Annotated in this window: 13 protein-coding genes, 2 tRNA genes and 1 pseudogene; 11 read left to right on the top strand and 5 right to left on the bottom strand. The window is 49.7% G+C overall.

All coding sequences use genetic code 11. The features are described 5' to 3' along the window. Positions 1 to 150: 150 nt before the first annotated feature. The 4 genes from ACXX82_RS17385 (at position 151) to ACXX82_RS17370 (ending at position 4,255) form a co-directional block, all read left to right on the top strand. The gene (locus ACXX82_RS17385; protein WP_458563359.1) at positions 151 to 324 is read left to right on the top strand and encodes a hypothetical protein; all 174 of its coding nucleotides are present in this window, start codon (positions 151 to 153) and stop codon (positions 322 to 324) included. Beyond that, positions 324 to 680: a hypothetical protein gene (locus ACXX82_RS17380; protein ID WP_205323537.1), complete on the top strand. Its 357-nt coding sequence runs from the start codon at positions 324 to 326 to the stop codon at positions 678 to 680. The genes ACXX82_RS17385 and ACXX82_RS17380 overlap by 1 nt, the downstream gene beginning before the upstream one ends. Then, positions 670 to 2,502, top strand: a complete 1,833-nt coding sequence (locus ACXX82_RS17375; protein WP_458563358.1) for a replication endonuclease — start codon at positions 670 to 672, stop codon at positions 2,500 to 2,502. The genes ACXX82_RS17380 and ACXX82_RS17375 overlap by 11 nt, the downstream gene beginning before the upstream one ends. A gap of 652 nt (positions 2,503 to 3,154) precedes the next feature. Continuing rightward, the gene (locus ACXX82_RS17370; protein ID WP_323507266.1) at positions 3,155 to 4,255 is read left to right on the top strand and encodes a site-specific integrase; all 1,101 of its coding nucleotides are present in this window, start codon (positions 3,155 to 3,157) and stop codon (positions 4,253 to 4,255) included. 96 nt (positions 4,256 to 4,351) lie between these two features. On the opposite strand, the gene ACXX82_RS17365 is transcribed toward ACXX82_RS17370, so the two are convergent. The 4 genes from ACXX82_RS17365 to ACXX82_RS17350 all read right to left on the bottom strand — a co-directional run bounded on the left by ACXX82_RS17365 (position 4,352) and on the right by ACXX82_RS17350 (position 7,916). Beyond that, positions 4,352 to 4,427 (bottom strand) — tRNA-His (locus tag ACXX82_RS17365). A gap of 121 nt (positions 4,428 to 4,548) precedes the next feature. Then, positions 4,549 to 5,391: a glutamate racemase gene (murI, locus tag ACXX82_RS17360; protein ID WP_322236959.1), complete on the bottom strand. Its 843-nt coding sequence runs from the start codon at positions 5,389 to 5,391 to the stop codon at positions 4,549 to 4,551. Between the two features lie 142 nt (positions 5,392 to 5,533). Next, positions 5,534 to 7,078 (bottom strand): fumarate hydratase, encoded by a 1,545-nt coding sequence (locus tag ACXX82_RS17355; RefSeq protein WP_322236957.1) that lies wholly within the window; start codon positions 7,076 to 7,078, stop codon positions 5,534 to 5,536. A 214-nt stretch (positions 7,079 to 7,292) separates the two neighbouring features. Further along, positions 7,293 to 7,916 carry a YqhA family protein gene (locus ACXX82_RS17350; protein WP_322236956.1) on the bottom strand — a complete coding sequence of 208 codons (624 nt, stop codon included), beginning with the start codon at positions 7,914 to 7,916 and terminating at the stop codon, positions 7,293 to 7,295. A gap of 367 nt (positions 7,917 to 8,283) precedes the next feature. On the opposite strand from ACXX82_RS17350, the gene acs reads away from it, so the two are divergent. The 7 genes and pseudogenes from acs (at position 8,284) to ACXX82_RS17315 (ending at position 14,208) form a co-directional block, all read left to right on the top strand. Next, on the top strand, positions 8,284 to 10,266 hold the full coding sequence (gene acs, locus ACXX82_RS17345; RefSeq protein ID WP_323507267.1) for an acetate--CoA ligase: 1,983 nt from the start codon (positions 8,284 to 8,286) through the stop codon (positions 10,264 to 10,266). Between the two features lie 275 nt (positions 10,267 to 10,541). Next, positions 10,542 to 10,632: transfer RNA gene (locus ACXX82_RS17340), tRNA-Ser, on the top strand. A 632-nt stretch (positions 10,633 to 11,264) separates the two neighbouring features. Beyond that, complete coding sequence (locus ACXX82_RS17335; protein ID WP_458563357.1) at positions 11,265 to 11,897, top strand: carbonic anhydrase; 633 nt, start codon at positions 11,265 to 11,267, stop codon at positions 11,895 to 11,897. 229 nt (positions 11,898 to 12,126) lie between these two features. Then, a pseudogene (locus ACXX82_RS17330) lies at positions 12,127 to 13,301 on the top strand (IS3 family transposase). A 14-nt stretch (positions 13,302 to 13,315) separates the two neighbouring features. Beyond that, entirely contained in the window at positions 13,316 to 13,807 is a 492-nt protein-coding gene (locus tag ACXX82_RS17325; protein WP_458563356.1) for a GNAT family N-acetyltransferase, read from the top strand. Positions 13,808 to 13,909: 102 nt separating this feature from the next. Next, on the top strand, positions 13,910 to 14,089 hold the full coding sequence (locus ACXX82_RS17320; RefSeq protein ID WP_458564019.1) for an IS3 family transposase: 180 nt from the start codon (positions 13,910 to 13,912) through the stop codon (positions 14,087 to 14,089). Beyond that, positions 14,086 to 14,208: a hypothetical protein gene (locus ACXX82_RS17315; RefSeq protein ID WP_458563355.1), complete on the top strand. Its 123-nt coding sequence runs from the start codon at positions 14,086 to 14,088 to the stop codon at positions 14,206 to 14,208. Before ACXX82_RS17320 ends, ACXX82_RS17315 begins: the two co-directional genes overlap by 4 nt. A gap of 269 nt (positions 14,209 to 14,477) precedes the next feature. Here ACXX82_RS17315 and ACXX82_RS17310 read toward each other — a convergent pair whose 3' ends face one another. Further along, a complete protein-coding gene (locus ACXX82_RS17310; RefSeq protein WP_458563354.1) occupies positions 14,478 to 15,635 on the bottom strand; it encodes an Arm DNA-binding domain-containing protein in 1,158 nt (385 codons plus the stop codon). Positions 15,636 to 15,657: the final 22 nt, after the last annotated feature.

Raw genomic sequence — 15,657 nt, 5'->3', positions numbered from 1 at the left:
CAAGGAAACTATGTTCAAGAAAACAGCTCACGTAATAGCTGACTCCCTATGAAAACCCATCTCAAAACTTTCGGTTCTGGTCTGTTATGTGGCTTCGTTATGTTTGCCCCAGCGTTGGCGGTCGCGCTCGGCTGGGTCAAAGGTTAAGCCATGTTCGCCAAAAACACCTATGCCCTCCTGATCGACAAACTAGACCTGCGCAATTGGTTCGTGTCACGGTCCCATTTATTAAGTGACACCCACCGCGTCGCGGTGTGCGAGGTGCTGGACGAACAGCTGGCGCATTTTGTAGCGCGGTTGGGTGGCATGGCGGCGGTTTGGTGATGGGCGTCTCGCTGATTGATCATCATCCGTCGTTTATGCCGGTCACTGATTTGTTTGCCGAATGGGATGGCGCCACGGCCACACTGACCACACCGGATCATGCACGGGCTAAGTTGTTAGCTGCGCGGCAGTTGATCAAGCCACGTCAGGATGCGTCGCGCTTGCAACGTCTGACGGCGCAATCGTGGGGGACGACACCGGAGCATGCACGCCGTTATGTGCTGTTTGTGGCGGGCTTGCCGATGACGCGGTGGCAGAGTCCGATTCATTCCTTTACACCATCGGAACGCGCCGCGATCAGGGCGGCGGTGGTGGCTTCGGTCGGTATGTTTGAACGGGTGATGCATGCAGTCTAGACACGTGGTTTTGCCTGCCCGTCAACGGCATTTGACCTTTTTACAATCGGAAGGATTTGCGCCGGAATTGGCGCGGTTACCTTACAAGTGGCGCAAGCGCGTCATCGGTCAGGCACTCGACAAAATGGCGTGGTCCTCCTGGTACAAAATTTATGAGTCGGTAGCCACGGACTTTGTGCGCGAGTTCGCTGACCGCTATGTTCCCGCTGGAGTAGATCTTTCGCAGCACGATGCCGACATTGTCGCGACGGCGAAGAAAGCAGCGACGCACGTAGTCGAGGCGTTATGGGGGGCGCAATCGGACCTGCATGCGTTACAGGTCATCCGCTGCGAATGTGCCGAATACGGGATCGATGCACCGGAGTTTGACGCGCTGAAAGATGTGATCGCACGGGCGGTGAATCCGCACTGGTGGCGCGGTCAGCTGCGCAAGCGCATCGGTCGGGCCTTTGAGGCGGGCAATATCCGGCTCGGCTATGTTCACTATCACGGCGAACCCTACGCCAGCCACGATACGGTGATCGCCCGGATGGCACAAAACCGCCGTAACGAACTGGCGCTGGACGGACAAAAATTAGAAAACGAACTGGGTCAGCAATTCACGCTGGCAGAACTGGCCGGTACCACCACGGCAAATAAAGCGATACGACGAGGAGAGTTGATGCTGCGATTAAATGGCTTTGAAACCATCGCGAAAGAACTGGGCGATGAAGGGTTGTTTGTGACGTGGACCTGTCCATCTCACTTTCATGCGACGTTACATAGTGGTAAGCCGAACCCAAAGTTTAGCGGGGCCACACCGCGTGAAGCGAATGCGTATCTGCAGAAAGTGACGGCGCGCTTCCGGTCGGCATTAGCACGACGCGGGATTGGGTTGTATGGCTTTCGGATTGCCGAACCGCATCACGATGCGACGCCCCATTGGCACATGCTGTTATTTGTGCGACCGACCGCCAGGTATAAAACGACGCACATTGTGGATGTGGCCAGTCGCGCCACGCGCCTGATGAAGCGCTACGCGTGGACCGCTGAACGGGGCGAACCGGGTGCGTTTGAGCGTCGGCTGGAAGTCGTCCGGATTGATTGGAACAAAGGTAGCGCAGCCGGATATATCGCGAAATATGTCGCCAAGAATATCGACGGCGCACATGTGGGCGACCATAAAACCAAGGATGGCTATGTTGTCGTGCCGGATTGCGTCGGCGACTTAGAGCTGGTCCCGTCGGCAAGGATTGAAGCATGGGCCGCATGTTGGGGCATCCGCCAGTTTCAGCAATGGGGGGGCGCACCTGTAACGGTCTGGCGTGAGTTGCGTCGCATCAAAGACGACATGCTGGTGGAAGCACCGGAACCGATGAAGCGTGCATGGAATGCGGTGCAAAAGATCGAAGGTGAAAAGCGCGCTGACTTTGCAGAATATATGCGCGTACAAGGCGGTCCCATTGTGCCACGTAAGAACCTTGTCATTACGCTGGCCAAAGATATCACGACCTGTATCGGACGCTATGGCGAGACGATTAAATCCACGCCATACGGCGTGCATTGTGCCGCGTTGTTTGGGGTGGTGTTTAAGTCGGTGCGCCATATCTGGACCCCGGTGCCATCGGACACCACCGCATGCGACGGGGCGGCAGTTGCCCTTCCTCGGACTCGTGTAAATAACTGTACGCACCTCGAACCCGGGCCGAGAGAAAAACAGCCGGACTGGATGACTCCTGATGTGAATCGACTCTCCCAGGACGCCAAATCCGCGCTCATTGATGCATGGGCAGCGCTGAAAGCCTGCCCGTATCCCCGAATTTTTGATGAAAGGAAGGAATGATGAAATTGCTTATGCAGACGTGCGTCTTTTTATTCATGGTGTTTGCGGCTTGGAGGATTTCTGACGTGCTGAGTTTGATCCTAGATCGATGGAAATTCGGGTTTCGTGCCTTGATCAATGTGGACTTGACGCTGACTCTGGTAAGTTCATTGTTGGCCGGGATGTTGTTGGGTGCCGTCAGTGGATAAGCAAATACCTGACATCGGTACCGTGGTCGAATTTGAGAATGACTACGGGCTCCAAACTGGCGAGGTGGTAGGGATCAAACGCGATATTTCGAACGGTAAACAATATGCGCTGGTAGAAATCGGTCCCCGTTCCTGGCAAATAGTAGAAACAAATTCTCTCAAAAGACTATTTCCACTGAGCAGACAAGGATCACCAATATGTTCCTGAGTAAAACTGAGATAACAACTTTAACGGGCCGAAAGATGAATACCTACCTCACTACGACTCAGCTAGCCGCGCTGATCGATTGTAGTCCCACGAGTTACACATGCATGAAAAAGTGGCTGGACAATAACGGCTGGCCGTATGCTGTTGGCAGAATCGGATACCCTAAAGTCAGCCTGGCGTATCATGACGCGAGACTGAGCGGGGCTGCCAACCCAGCACTTGAGGTCGAATTCGAGCCCAACTTCGGAGCACTGTAATGATCGGTAGACGCAACTCCCCTGATGGTCTGCCCTTTCGCTTATACAAGCGGGAGGGCAAGTTCAAGGTCAGCTACTGGTATAAATTACCCTCTGGATCATGGGCATTTTGCCTATCCGCCCAAGCCAATGATGCCGAAGCCGTGGCCGAGATCCGCAAGATTGCGATCCAGCAAGCCGAAGAACTCAACGGCAATACCGTAAAGTCCGGTACCGTCGCAGACCTGATCGGGCGATATTTTATTTGGCAGTTAGGATTAAAGCTTGGTGACGCCCGCCGCAAAGCGGAATCGACGCTTGATGAAAACCAAAATGAGGCAAAGAAACTGATTATAGCGTTTGGTGCTGCGCCCCCTACGTCGATAAAGCCCAAGCACATTTACGGTTATTTGGCTGCGCGGGCAGATAAAGGTGCACCCGCCAAAGCGAACAAAGAAATCGCCTTGTTATCGGCGATACTTGAATATGGTCGTACCCGGGGTGAATTGGAAATAAACCCATGTCGCGGCATCAAGTACAACCCGACAAAGCCCAGCGATAAATACGTTACATCGCATGATCTGGATTACGCGATGGCAGAAGCCCGGGTTCGGGGCGGCAGTTACCTAATCCTGGCGCTTTGCGTCTATACCGCCTATCTGACGGCCAGCCGCCCTGTCGAAGTGCGTGCACTGACACGCAGCGATATACGCGAAGGCGTCGGCTTGGAAATCACAGTTGGAAAGCGGCGGGCCACACAAGTCGTCAAGCGCAAGCTGATCGAGTGGTCGCCGAAACTGAAGGCCACAATAGATGAAGCGAAAGCATTGCAGAGGACTAGTTCGATGTTAATTTTTGGCAATACTGCAGGGCAACAGTACACCCGCAGCGGCTGGACGACCATCTGGACAAGGTTGATGGTCTACTGCGAAGCCAAGGCCAAACTGGAAGGCGTGACGTTTGAGCGGTTTGCGTTACGCGACATGCGACCGAAAGCAGTGACGGTGCGGAAAACTCGGGGGGATGTGAACATCATCGATGCAACAGGCCATGCGGACGAGCGGATGATCAATAAAGTGTACGATCGACGCACCGTTAAACGGTCCAAATCCACCGAATAGAGAGCATTTCAAAAAATGATCTTCCTAAATTAGGAACTTGATCTTCCTAAAAAAACAAAAAGCCCACTATAAAGTGGGCTAAGTGCTTGATTTCATTGGGGTGGCTGATGGGGCTCGAACCCACGACAACAGGAATCACAATCCTGGACTCTACCAACTGAGCTACAGCCACCACTGTCTTACTATTTCTATTTGATCTTGTGGACCAGAACAGCTCGCTATTATACAAACTAAAATTAGTACTGGCAATTCAAAAATACGAAAATGATGCGATTAATAGCGTTATTTTTTCATCATGGTACCGTCGGGACCTGAAACACCCTCGGTTGCCATCCCAGCAAACTAAAAAAGGTGTTTTTCAGCACAGTTGGCTTGCCAGTGGTGAACGCAGTCAAAGACCCACATTCGGGATTAGTTTGGCCCAAATCGTATTCCGCAAGTATCCGGATCAACTGTTTCGTTACCGCATCGCTGGTGTCGATGAGCGCAACCTGTGTGGAGGTAAGGCGTTTGACAATTTTTTCGATCATTGGCCGAACGAACGGGTAATGGGTGCAGCCGAGCACTAATGTATCAACGTTTTGTTCAATTAAAGGCGCCACATACCGAAATATCATGGAGTCCGTTGTTTCTGTATCCAGTTCGCCTTTTTCTATCTGATCTGCGAGGCCAACGCAGGCTTGCAACGTGAACTGGACGCCTGTTGCGGCTGAAATTTTTTGAGATAACATGTTAAAGCTAGCACTGGACAATGTGCCCTTCGTCGCTAAAACACCAATCTTCTTTGTCGTGGTTTGCAGCGCAGCAGGTTTCAGCCCGGGTTCGATACCAACCACGGCCAACGTGGGATAAGCGCTGCGAATCGCCTTAATTGCAGCGGCCGTTGCCGTGTTACAGGCGACTACTATCGCCTTTGCATTTTGTTCGAGCAGAAATTCAGCGATTGACAGCGACCGTTCCAGGATCGCTTGCTCCGTTTTATCGCCATAAGGCGCATGAGCGGAGTCTGCAAAATACAGCAAATTCTCTGACGGCATGGCGTCACGAATATGACGAAGAACCGATAAACCACCGATACCGGAATCAAAAATGCCAATGGGCCTCTCTTTTTCCATCGGCATTCTCGGAGTCATCATATTGTAAGACTATTAGTAAGGACTATTAACTAAGACTATATAAGAGGCGACAACGCGGCATCACTACGGCCAAATAAAACGCGCGTTCCTGCGTCCTTATAAGTAACATCAGGAAAGCGCTTACCAACCGCAATAAACCTCGTCAGGCAGCAGTAACCGGAATATTCGCCAGCGACGCCGATTGAATCTTCGCCTGCCATTCTTTCGGCCCGGTATTATGAACCGAAATACCATTCGAATCGACCGCGACTGTCACCGGCATATCTTTTACGTCAAACTCGTAAATTGCTTCCATACCCAAATCGGCGAAACCAAGAACGCGAGCGGATTTAATCGCTTTCGATACCAAATACGCAGCGCCACCAACCGCCATTAAATAGGCCGACTTGTGCTTCTTGATCGATGCGATTGTTTCCGGGCCACGTTCTGCTTTGCCGATCATCGAAATCAGACCGGTTTGCTCGAGCATCATGTCAGTAAATTTGTCCATCCGTGTCGCTGTCGTCGGACCAGCCGGACCAACCGCCTCGTCGCGCACCGGATCAACAGGACCAACGTAATAAATCACGCGGTTAGTGAAATCGACTGGTAATTTCTCACCTTTAGCCAGCATCTCCTGAATCCGCTTATGTGCTGCATCGCGACCGGTCAGCATCTTGCCGTTTAGCAGCAACGTTTGACCCGGCTTCCAGGATGCAACCTCTTCTTTAGTCAACGTATCAAGATTTACTGACAGCGATTTTTCGGTGTCCGGCATCCAATGCACTTCTGGCCAGTCGGACAAGGAAGGCGGCTCCATGAACGCAGGGCCAGAACCATCCAGAACAAAATGTCCATGGCGCGTGGCGGCACAGTTTGGAATCATCGCCACCGGTTTTGATGCTGCATGCGTCGGATGCATCATGATCTTGACATCCAGTACGGTGGTCAAACCACCCAAACCTTGCGCGCCAATACCAAGCGCATTTACTTTCTGGAACAATTCAATGCGTAATTCTTCCGTTTTGCTTTCCGGACCGCGCTTGAGCAAATCGTACATATTGATATCTTCCATCAACACTTGCTTCGCCATCAGCATCGCGCGCTCAGCCGTACCGCCGATACCGATACCCAGCATTCCCGGCGGACACCAGCCGGCGCCCATGGTCGGCACAGTCTTCATGACCCAGTCAACCAGTGAATCGGATGGATTGAGCATCACAAATTTGCTTTTATTCTCAGATCCGCCGCCCTTGGCCGCGATCTGAACGTCAATAGTATTACCCTGCACCAGCTCCATGTGCACCACGGCTGGCGTGTTGTCTTTGGTGTTTTTGCGCTCAAAATGCGGGTCCGCCACGATCGATGCGCGCAGCACGTTGTCTGGGTGAAGATAACCACGACGTACGCCTTCGTTGACCGCATCCGTGATGTCACCTTTAAAACCTTCAAAGCGCACGTCCATACCAATTTTTAGGAAAACGTTCACGATGCCGGTGTCCTGACAAATCGGGCGCTTACCCTCAGCACACATACGTGAATTGGTCAAAATCTGCGCGATGGCATCTTTGGCGGCTGGACTTTGCTCCGCCTCGTAAGCGCGTGCCAAATGCTGAATGTAATCCGCTGGATGGTAATAGCTGATGTATTGCAATGCTGCAGCTACCGATTCAATAAGGTCTTCTTGCTTAATTGTGGTCGTGGTCATGGCGTATCTCGGTAAAATCCTAGGTAAAACCCCGGGAAAGGTTTCTAAAATTAACAATCAATCGGTCAAGCGTGCGAATCGTTACGCACCGTATAGTCAGAATTGCGATATATCGACATCTTGCATCTCCATCAAGGCGTCCATCATCAGAATCAGTAATCAAATTTGGCGTATCGGTAAAGAGCGCAATTTATTCCGCATCCATTACCAGCATTTAATGTTCGCCACCGTTCATCCGCTGGCTTTGTTGGGTGGCGGTCATAATACGGTCGCACCACGCAATCGCCAATGCGGATAGCAAAAACGTTATATGAATACCGGTCTGCGCCAATAGCGTCTTAGTATCGTACGCATTGGCGTTAATAAAGGTTTTCAGCAAATGAATCGACGAAATGCCGATAATTGCCATCGCCAGTTTAACCTTCAACACCGACGCATTAACGTGCGAGAGCCACTCGGGCTGATCAGGATGATTCTCAAGATTCATGCGAGAAACAAAAGTTTCGTATCCGCCGACAATCACCATGATCAACAGATTCGAGATCATGACCACATCAATCAAGCCCAATGTCACCAACATAATGGTCGACTCGGTAAGCTTGGTCGGCCGTATCGCCCCGTCAATCGTAACGGCGTCAAGAATATGCTGGAGCGACGCCGCATTACCAAAAATAGCACCGATCAAATCGCTTAATTCGACCCAAAAATGGAATACATAAACGCATTGCGCCAGAATCAGGCCTAAATATAGTGGCAATTGAAGCCAACGACTCATGAAAATGACATTGGGGAGCATGCCAATCGGTTTTTTTGCTACAGGATTCAAGTCGTTGCTCATAGTGTTCTGAAGTGTTGAAAAGTGCGACTGCGCTATTTTACACGTCAAGCGTGGCCAGAATTGGCCGAAGAGGCGTTTGCCCGCGTTGCCACTAACAAACCCGTTTAAAATTGTTCAAATACGCTCGATCGTAGTCAACGATTAAGGTCATATTTAGCGTAATCTATTGGAATAAAGCCATGTAATGTTATCAAAAGTTGATATACAGAACGACTGTTTTCCTCGGGAAATTCCATAACCGCTCTATTAACAAACCAGAACCCCTGAATACCATGCAAATTTCACCAATGCGCTGACTGTAAGGCTTGAGTAAGTGTAAAAGCCTACTTTCTGGCATCAATAATTTCTAATAGCAGGAGACCACCGAATGGCCAACATCGAAACTTTGTCGCACGAAACGCGCGTTTTTCTTCCACCCGCAGACTTTGCCAAGAACGCGGCGATTTCTGGCATGGACGCCTATAACGCCTTATGCCAGGAGGCGGCAACCGACTATGACGGATTTTGGGGCAGACTAGCCCGTGAAAATCTGGAGTGGCATAAACCCTTCACCAAAGTGCTGGATGAAACCAACGCCCCCTTCTACAAATGGTTCGAAGACGGTCAACTCAATGTCTCCTACAACTGCCTTGACGTTCACCTGAAAAATGGCAACGCCGACAAAGTCGCTATCGTTTTTGAAAACGACGGCGGTGACGTAGTCAAAGTAACCTATCAACAGCTATACGAAAAAGTCTGCAAGTTCGCCAACGGCCTAAAATCGCTCGGTGTACAAAAGGGTGATCGCGTCGTTATCTACATGCCGATGTCAGTCGAAGGCGTCGTCGCCATGCAAGCGTGCGCCCGTATCGGCGCCACGCATTCAGTCGTATTTGGCGGCTTTTCTGCAAAATCGCTACAAGAACGCATTATTGACGCAGGCGCAGTAGCCGTCATCACCTCCGACGAGCAAGTCCGTGGCGGCAAACGTCTGCCACTAAAAGCCATCGTTGATGAAGCGCTCGCCCTCGGCGGTTGCGAATGCATCAAAAATGTCATCGTCTATCAGCGCACGGGCGGCGACATCAACTTTAACCCCGGCTTTGATCTCTGGATGCATAAATTGGTCTCCGACCAGCCTGAGCATTGCGAACCAGAATGGGTCAGCGCAGAACATCCACTGTTCATCCTCTACACATCCGGCTCAACCGGCACCCCAAAAGGCGTTCAGCATTCATCCGGCGGCTACCTCTTGTGGGCCGCGTTGACCATGAAATGGACCTTTGACATCAAACCCAATGATGTCTACTGGTGCACCGCCGATATCGGCTGGATCACAGGCCACACCTATATTGCCTACGGACCGACAGCAGTTGGCGCCACGCAGATCATTTTCGAAGGCATTCCGACTTACCCGAATGCAGGGCGCTTCTGGGACATGATTCAGCGTCACAAAGCCACCATTTTTTACACAGCACCGACAGCGATTCGCTCGCTGATCAAAGCCGCAGATGCCGATGAAAAGATCCATCCATCGCAATACGATTTAACCTCGTTGCGCTTGCTAGGCTCCGTCGGCGAACCGATCAACCCAGAAGCATGGATGTGGTATCACAAACACATCGGCGCAGAACGTTGCCCAATCGTCGACACATTTTGGCAAACCGAAACCGGCGGTCACATGATCACGCCACTACCGGGCGCGACGCCATTGGTACCGGGTTCATGCACCCTGCCATTGCCAGGCATTCAGGCAGCGATTGTCGATGAAACCGGCCATGATTTGCCAAACGGTCAAGGCGGCATCCTCGTGGTAAAACGTCCGTGGCCCGCCATGGTCCGTACCATCTGGAACAATCCAGAGCGCTTCAAAAGCACCTATTTCCCACCAGAGTTTGGCGGCAATTTGTACCTTGCTGGCGATGGCGCAGTCCGCAACAAAGATACTGGCTACTTCACCATCACGGGCCGTATCGATGACGTGCTGAATGTATCAGGCCATCGCATGGGCACCATGGAGATCGAATCAGCCTTAGTAGCCAACCCGATGGTGGCCGAAGCAGCCGTCGTCGGCAGACCCGATGACACCACAGGCGAAGCAATCTGCGCCTTCGTCGTCCTCAAACGCAGCCGCCCAACCGGCGAAGAAGCGAAACAAATCGCCAAAGAACTGCGTGACTGGGTAGCCAAAGAAATCGGCCCGATCGCCAAGCCAAAAGAAATCCGATTCGGTGACAACCTGCCAAAAACACGCTCAGGCAAAATCATGCGCCGTCTATTGAGAATCCTAGCCAAAGGCGAAGAAATCACGCAAGACATCTCCACTCTCGAAAATCCAGGCATTCTGGATCAGTTGAAAGAGGCGCAATAACGTCGTAAAAGGAACCGTTAAGGCGACTCAAGTAAGTTGTCACCCTGACGGTTTTGTGGATTTTGGCTACCTGATTCAGATTGTCGTTAGCTTCCCTTAACCTTTGGACCAAGCCGAAAAATTTGGTTTAAGTCCGCTTGAGGCTAGGTAAATCGTTAAAAGTGAACTGTTTAAAACCGAAAGTCGCCAGACCACCAAAAACATTGTTATAATCTGCGGCTTCGCGAAACACGGCTTCGGTAACATCGAGTCAGTTAGAGAAGAGTAGTAAAACAGGAGAGATGGATGAGTGGTTTAAGTCGCACGCCTGGAAAGCGTGTGTAGGTTCATAGCCTACCGGGGGTTCGAATCCCCCTTTCTCCGCCAGAACATAGCGCGTAAGTCTTTGATTTCAATGACTTACGCGCTTTTTTTATGGGCGCTCAATGGGGCTAAATAGGGTGATATTGGCATTGAAATGACAGCTTTTATGCCAGCATTTTTATTTGGTTAGTTGACAAACAATAACGCTAATAAAATTTAAATCTATAAAAGCAGATTAAGGGACGACGGAATGAAGCGTGATTAAGTTAATACGATTGTCATCCACTTGATAGACCACATTTGCTAATCTGTACAAAAGTCAGCGTCTGTCAGTTTTGGCACAATATCATCCGTTATGATCAAGCCAAGGTTTGACTTCACTTTGACAGGCGACCGTTGCGGCAACGCATACCAATTAACGGGAAATTTATATTTTTTACGACCGTCTCGTAACCACTTGACTTTCCGGTCAGCTAATTAACGTGACCGACAGCAGACGGCCAATTGCGGGCAAGCACCAAATCGATACTTTGTAGACAATTAAATTGTAACAAGATGCTCACTCAGTCCGATTTTCCAAGTAAAGGAAATAGGTATATTAGAGAATATAGCGGCACGGAATCCGGCCGGTGTAGCGAGAAAATTCAAGGAATTCAAGCGATAATGACGTTCCAGAATCAACTTCTAATTTAAATATGCGCGACATTATTGATGGCTTTCTCCGCTTTCAGCAGGACGTCTTTCCAGCACGCAAAGCGCTATTCAAGACTCTAGCGACTGGTCAAACGCCTAAAGCGTTATTCATTTCTTGCTCTGACAGCCGAATGGTGCCAGAGCTTGTCACACAGAGGGAGCCTGGAGAGCTGTTTGTCATTCGCAATGCTGGCAACATCGTGCCATCGTTCGGACCTGAACCAGGCGGTGTCAGCGCAACGGTTGAATATGCGGTGGCCCAATTGAAAGTAACGGATATTGTCATCTGCGGTCACTCCGATTGCGGTGCCATGACGGCAATCGCCACATGCGCATGCCTGGACCACATGCCAGCGGTCAAACACTGGCTGCATTATGCCGATGCTGCTCGGATGATTAATGATTCTAAGAACCATGCAAACGAGAATGACCGCATAGACGACATGGTTCGTGAGAACGTTATTGCACAGTTGAACAATATCCGCACACATCCGTCGGTAGCCTTGGCACTCGCCCAAGGTGGATTGACACTTCACGGGTGGGTCTACGATATCGAGAGTGGCTCGATAGAGGCATTTGACGCCACCACGAACAAATTCGTGTCCCTCGCTCAGCATCCCACAACTAAACTCTGAACATTTCTCGCGCCAACGAGGGTATTTTCCAGCCAAGCGGGCAGTAAAAGCCAAGAGCAACGTGCTGTTCATAAAGACCAGTACTACCTCGAGATAGACGCCAAGTTTTTTCTGGCAGCAGCAGCCGAGAGCGCAGTATCGGCAGGGTGCGTGCAGCTGTTTGTCATGGTCTAATAAAAACAGACAGCTTAATAGGTGATAATTCACTAAATTGAGAGGTCATAAAGAAATGAAGAAGCCGCGCAAAATATTTACTCCGGAATTCAAGTTAGAAGTTGTGAAGATGGTGCAAGAACAAGGGCTGAACATAGCACAAGTATGTCGCAGCACCGGCATAGGGCGCACTGCGGTACAACGTTGGCTTGATCAAGTGGGAGCCGAGCAAAAAGGTGAGTCTGGCATAGGTAAGCCGTTGACAGCGGATCAGCAGCGGATACGTCAACTAGAGCAAGAATTGAAACAACTCAAATCGGACAATGAATTATTAAAAAAAGCGTCAGCCTTCTTTGCCCGCGAACTGAGATGAACTATCAGCTCATCAACAATGTTGCAAAGAAGGCTTTTACGGTGGTGCAGTGCTGCCGTGTGTAGGAAGTGAGTCGCGCTGGATATTATCAGCATCAACAACGCAGCACACGGATAATTGATGGTACGTCCATGCTGCATGTGAAAGCGGTGTTTGCAGCCAGTGGTCGCACTTATGGCAGTCGTCGCATGCGTCACGCTTTGGCCGCGCAAGGGATAAAAATTGGGCGATATAAGATACGCAGTTTGATGCGCCAAGCGCAACTTCGTCCAGTGTGGAAGCGCAAGTTTATTCACACCACCGATAGCAAACATCACCTGCCGGTGGCCGACAATATTCTTAATCGCCAGTTTGATGTGATCGAAGCTGACGTGGCGTGGGTGTCAGACATCACGTATATCCGCACCAAACAAGGGTGGTTATATTTGGCTGTTGTGATGGATTTATATGAGCGCAAAATTGTCGGCTGGGCATGCGCTCCCAACATGCAGACGAGTTTGATTTCTAAAGCATTATTGATAGCCATGCAGTTGCGCCAGCCCGCACCAGGCTTAGTTCTGCACTCTGATCGTGGCAGCCAATATGCGAGCAATGAGTATCAAGCTTTGCTCAATAAACATGGCATCGTTTGCAGCATGAGTCGCCGTGCAAATTATTGGGACAACGCTGTGATGGAGAGGTTCTTTTTGAATCTTAAAATGGAACGTGTATGGCAAAAAGAGTATGCTAATCACGCAGAGGCTGAACGTGATATTACGGATTACATTGTTGGCGTTTATAACTGCGATAGATTGCATTCAACTTTGGGATATCTGTCGCCCGCTGCTTTTGAGCAGAAAAATTCAGAAAAACTTATGGAGCTGTCTGTTTTAACTTGACCACGACACAAATCATGCAAGAAATATACATTAGACGTTGTGAAGCTTCGGATGCTGAAGCGATAAAAAAAATTTATGAGTGTCCTCAAGCTTATGCAGGCACTCTTCAACTACCATTTCCTTCAGTGGACACGTGGGAAAAGCGCTTGAGTAGCTTACATCAGGAATGGTATAGCCTTGTCGCTGAAATAGACGGCGAGGTAGTGGGTCAGTTGGGCTTGGATGCAAATCAACGACCAAGGCGCAAACATGTGGCTTATGTAGGAATTGGGGTGAAAGACTCGTACCAAGGGCAAGGGGTTGGTAGTAAATTGTTAGCCGCCGCGCTTGATCTTGCAGATAATTGGCTAAATATAAGTCGGATTGAATTAACCGTTTTTATTGATAACGATGCGGCTATTGCGCTATACAAAAAACATGGCTTCGTCATTGAAGGTGAGGCAGCGAAATATGCTTTTCGGAATGGGGAATATATGAATGCTTACCACATGGCCCGATTGCGCTAATTGCCTCTGTAAACAAGATTATTTAATCTGTCTCCACATAATAAAAAAGTCTGCAATTGTAAACTTTTTTATTATGTAGTATGGAAGCAGCTGGTGTTTGAAATGGAGCGCGTATGGCAAAAAGAATATGCCAGCCACGTAGAAACCGAGCGCGATATTACGGATTATATTGTCGGCTTTTATAACTGCACTAGATTACATTCAATTTTGGAATATCTGTCGCCCGCTGCTTTTGAGCAGAAAAATTCAGAAATACCTAAAGAGCTGTCTGTTTTAACTTGACCACGACAGTCGTCGGCGGTCAGGTCAAAACAGCCAGCGTCTATACCGCCGGAGAGGCGTTTGATGCGCAAGATTTCCTGGCGTCGCTCGCTCCCGAGCATCTCACATTGAAAATGTGATGCACCTTTTCCTCGTTATCTAACGTCGGATGTCATGACGGATTGCCGTGGCTCGAACGCCCGCTTTGGAGAAATTTAATAGACCGCTTTGGGTCGAAAGCAGAAGGTTACTATTTTAACCTAAGCCGCTCCCTTTCCCGATTAACAGCCACTCAAAAAATCACCTTGACCGGCCGGTTTAATATTTTTTCAAGTCTGAGCTCACACTTCTACACTCAAAGTAACTAAAATCGTTTACGTTTTTCTAAATTTAGTTCGGAACCGACTTTCTAAACACAGCCAAACATCGCCACCGCCCTATTCCCGGCCTCCGGCATAGCATCCTTAATCCACCGCCCATACACCTTAGCGATCATCGTCCAATCTTTATGCCCCATCTGTTGCGCCACCCACATCGGCGACTCTTCAGCGGTCAGCATCATGCTGGCGTAAGTGTGACGCGTTTGGTACGGACGACGGTATCGCACCTTACTTAATATTACAGCGCGCTTCCATGCACCGCGAATCACTTGATCACCGCCCCATCGTTCGTTAGTCCTCGGGTTATTAAATATTTGTTCCCCGGCGACAAAGGTATGCAGTTTCTGCGCTAAAAGTGCTTCCATTGCCGGAGCCAAGATTTTGACTTCACGCCTGCCTGCATTCGTCTTCGGCGTCTCCCCTGCACTTTTTAGCTGAATCGCGGCGGTAGTCAGAGCACGGCGAACTTGAATGGTCCCACGATGCCAATCAATATCACCCCATTCAATACCGATTAGCTCCGACGTACGCATTCCAGACCAAAAAGCGAATTGAAAAAAATTGCGCTCTTGTCCAAACAAACAATTAAGAATCAATGCTTGCTCATCCGCAGTAAATGGGTCGACATCATCCACTTTATCTGGTGCCTCTTTACTCTTCCATTGCCATCCATACAGCGGATTGGTCTCTATTAAATCATCCTGCATCGCCTCCCCTAACGCAGCGCGTAAAACAGACAGCCTGTTTTTTATCGCTTTGTTGCTGATGGTAAGCTTCGCACACCAAATTTTGATTTGCATTCGCTTTAGATCGCTTAGCAAAATTTTTCCAAATTCTGGAATTAAGTGATTGTTGACTATCTTTTGATAGCCGCTATAAGTTGACGCTTTTAAATGTACTCTTTGACGCTCCAGCCAATCGTCCAGGTATTTGGTAACAGTGATTATTTCACCTTGGCGCTCAACAAAATGAATAACGTTTTTGCTGTCCGGGAACGTGACTCTATAATCAAAAGTCCCTTTTTGAATAGCATCGAGAATAGCGGCCCGATGTTGAAACGCACGTTTTAGATTCGGAGCGGTTGGGGCGAGTTTGAGACGTTCGCGGCAGCGCTTGCCACGATAGGTAAAGGTGATTTCAATTGACGTTTCACTTGCGGCGGTAACGCCCGAGCCTTCTCTACCCATTTGTAATATCCTTCAATGTCTA

This window comes from Glaciimonas sp. GNP009, from assembly GCF_054343755.1.
This window is presented reverse-complemented; position numbering and strand designations above follow the sequence as displayed.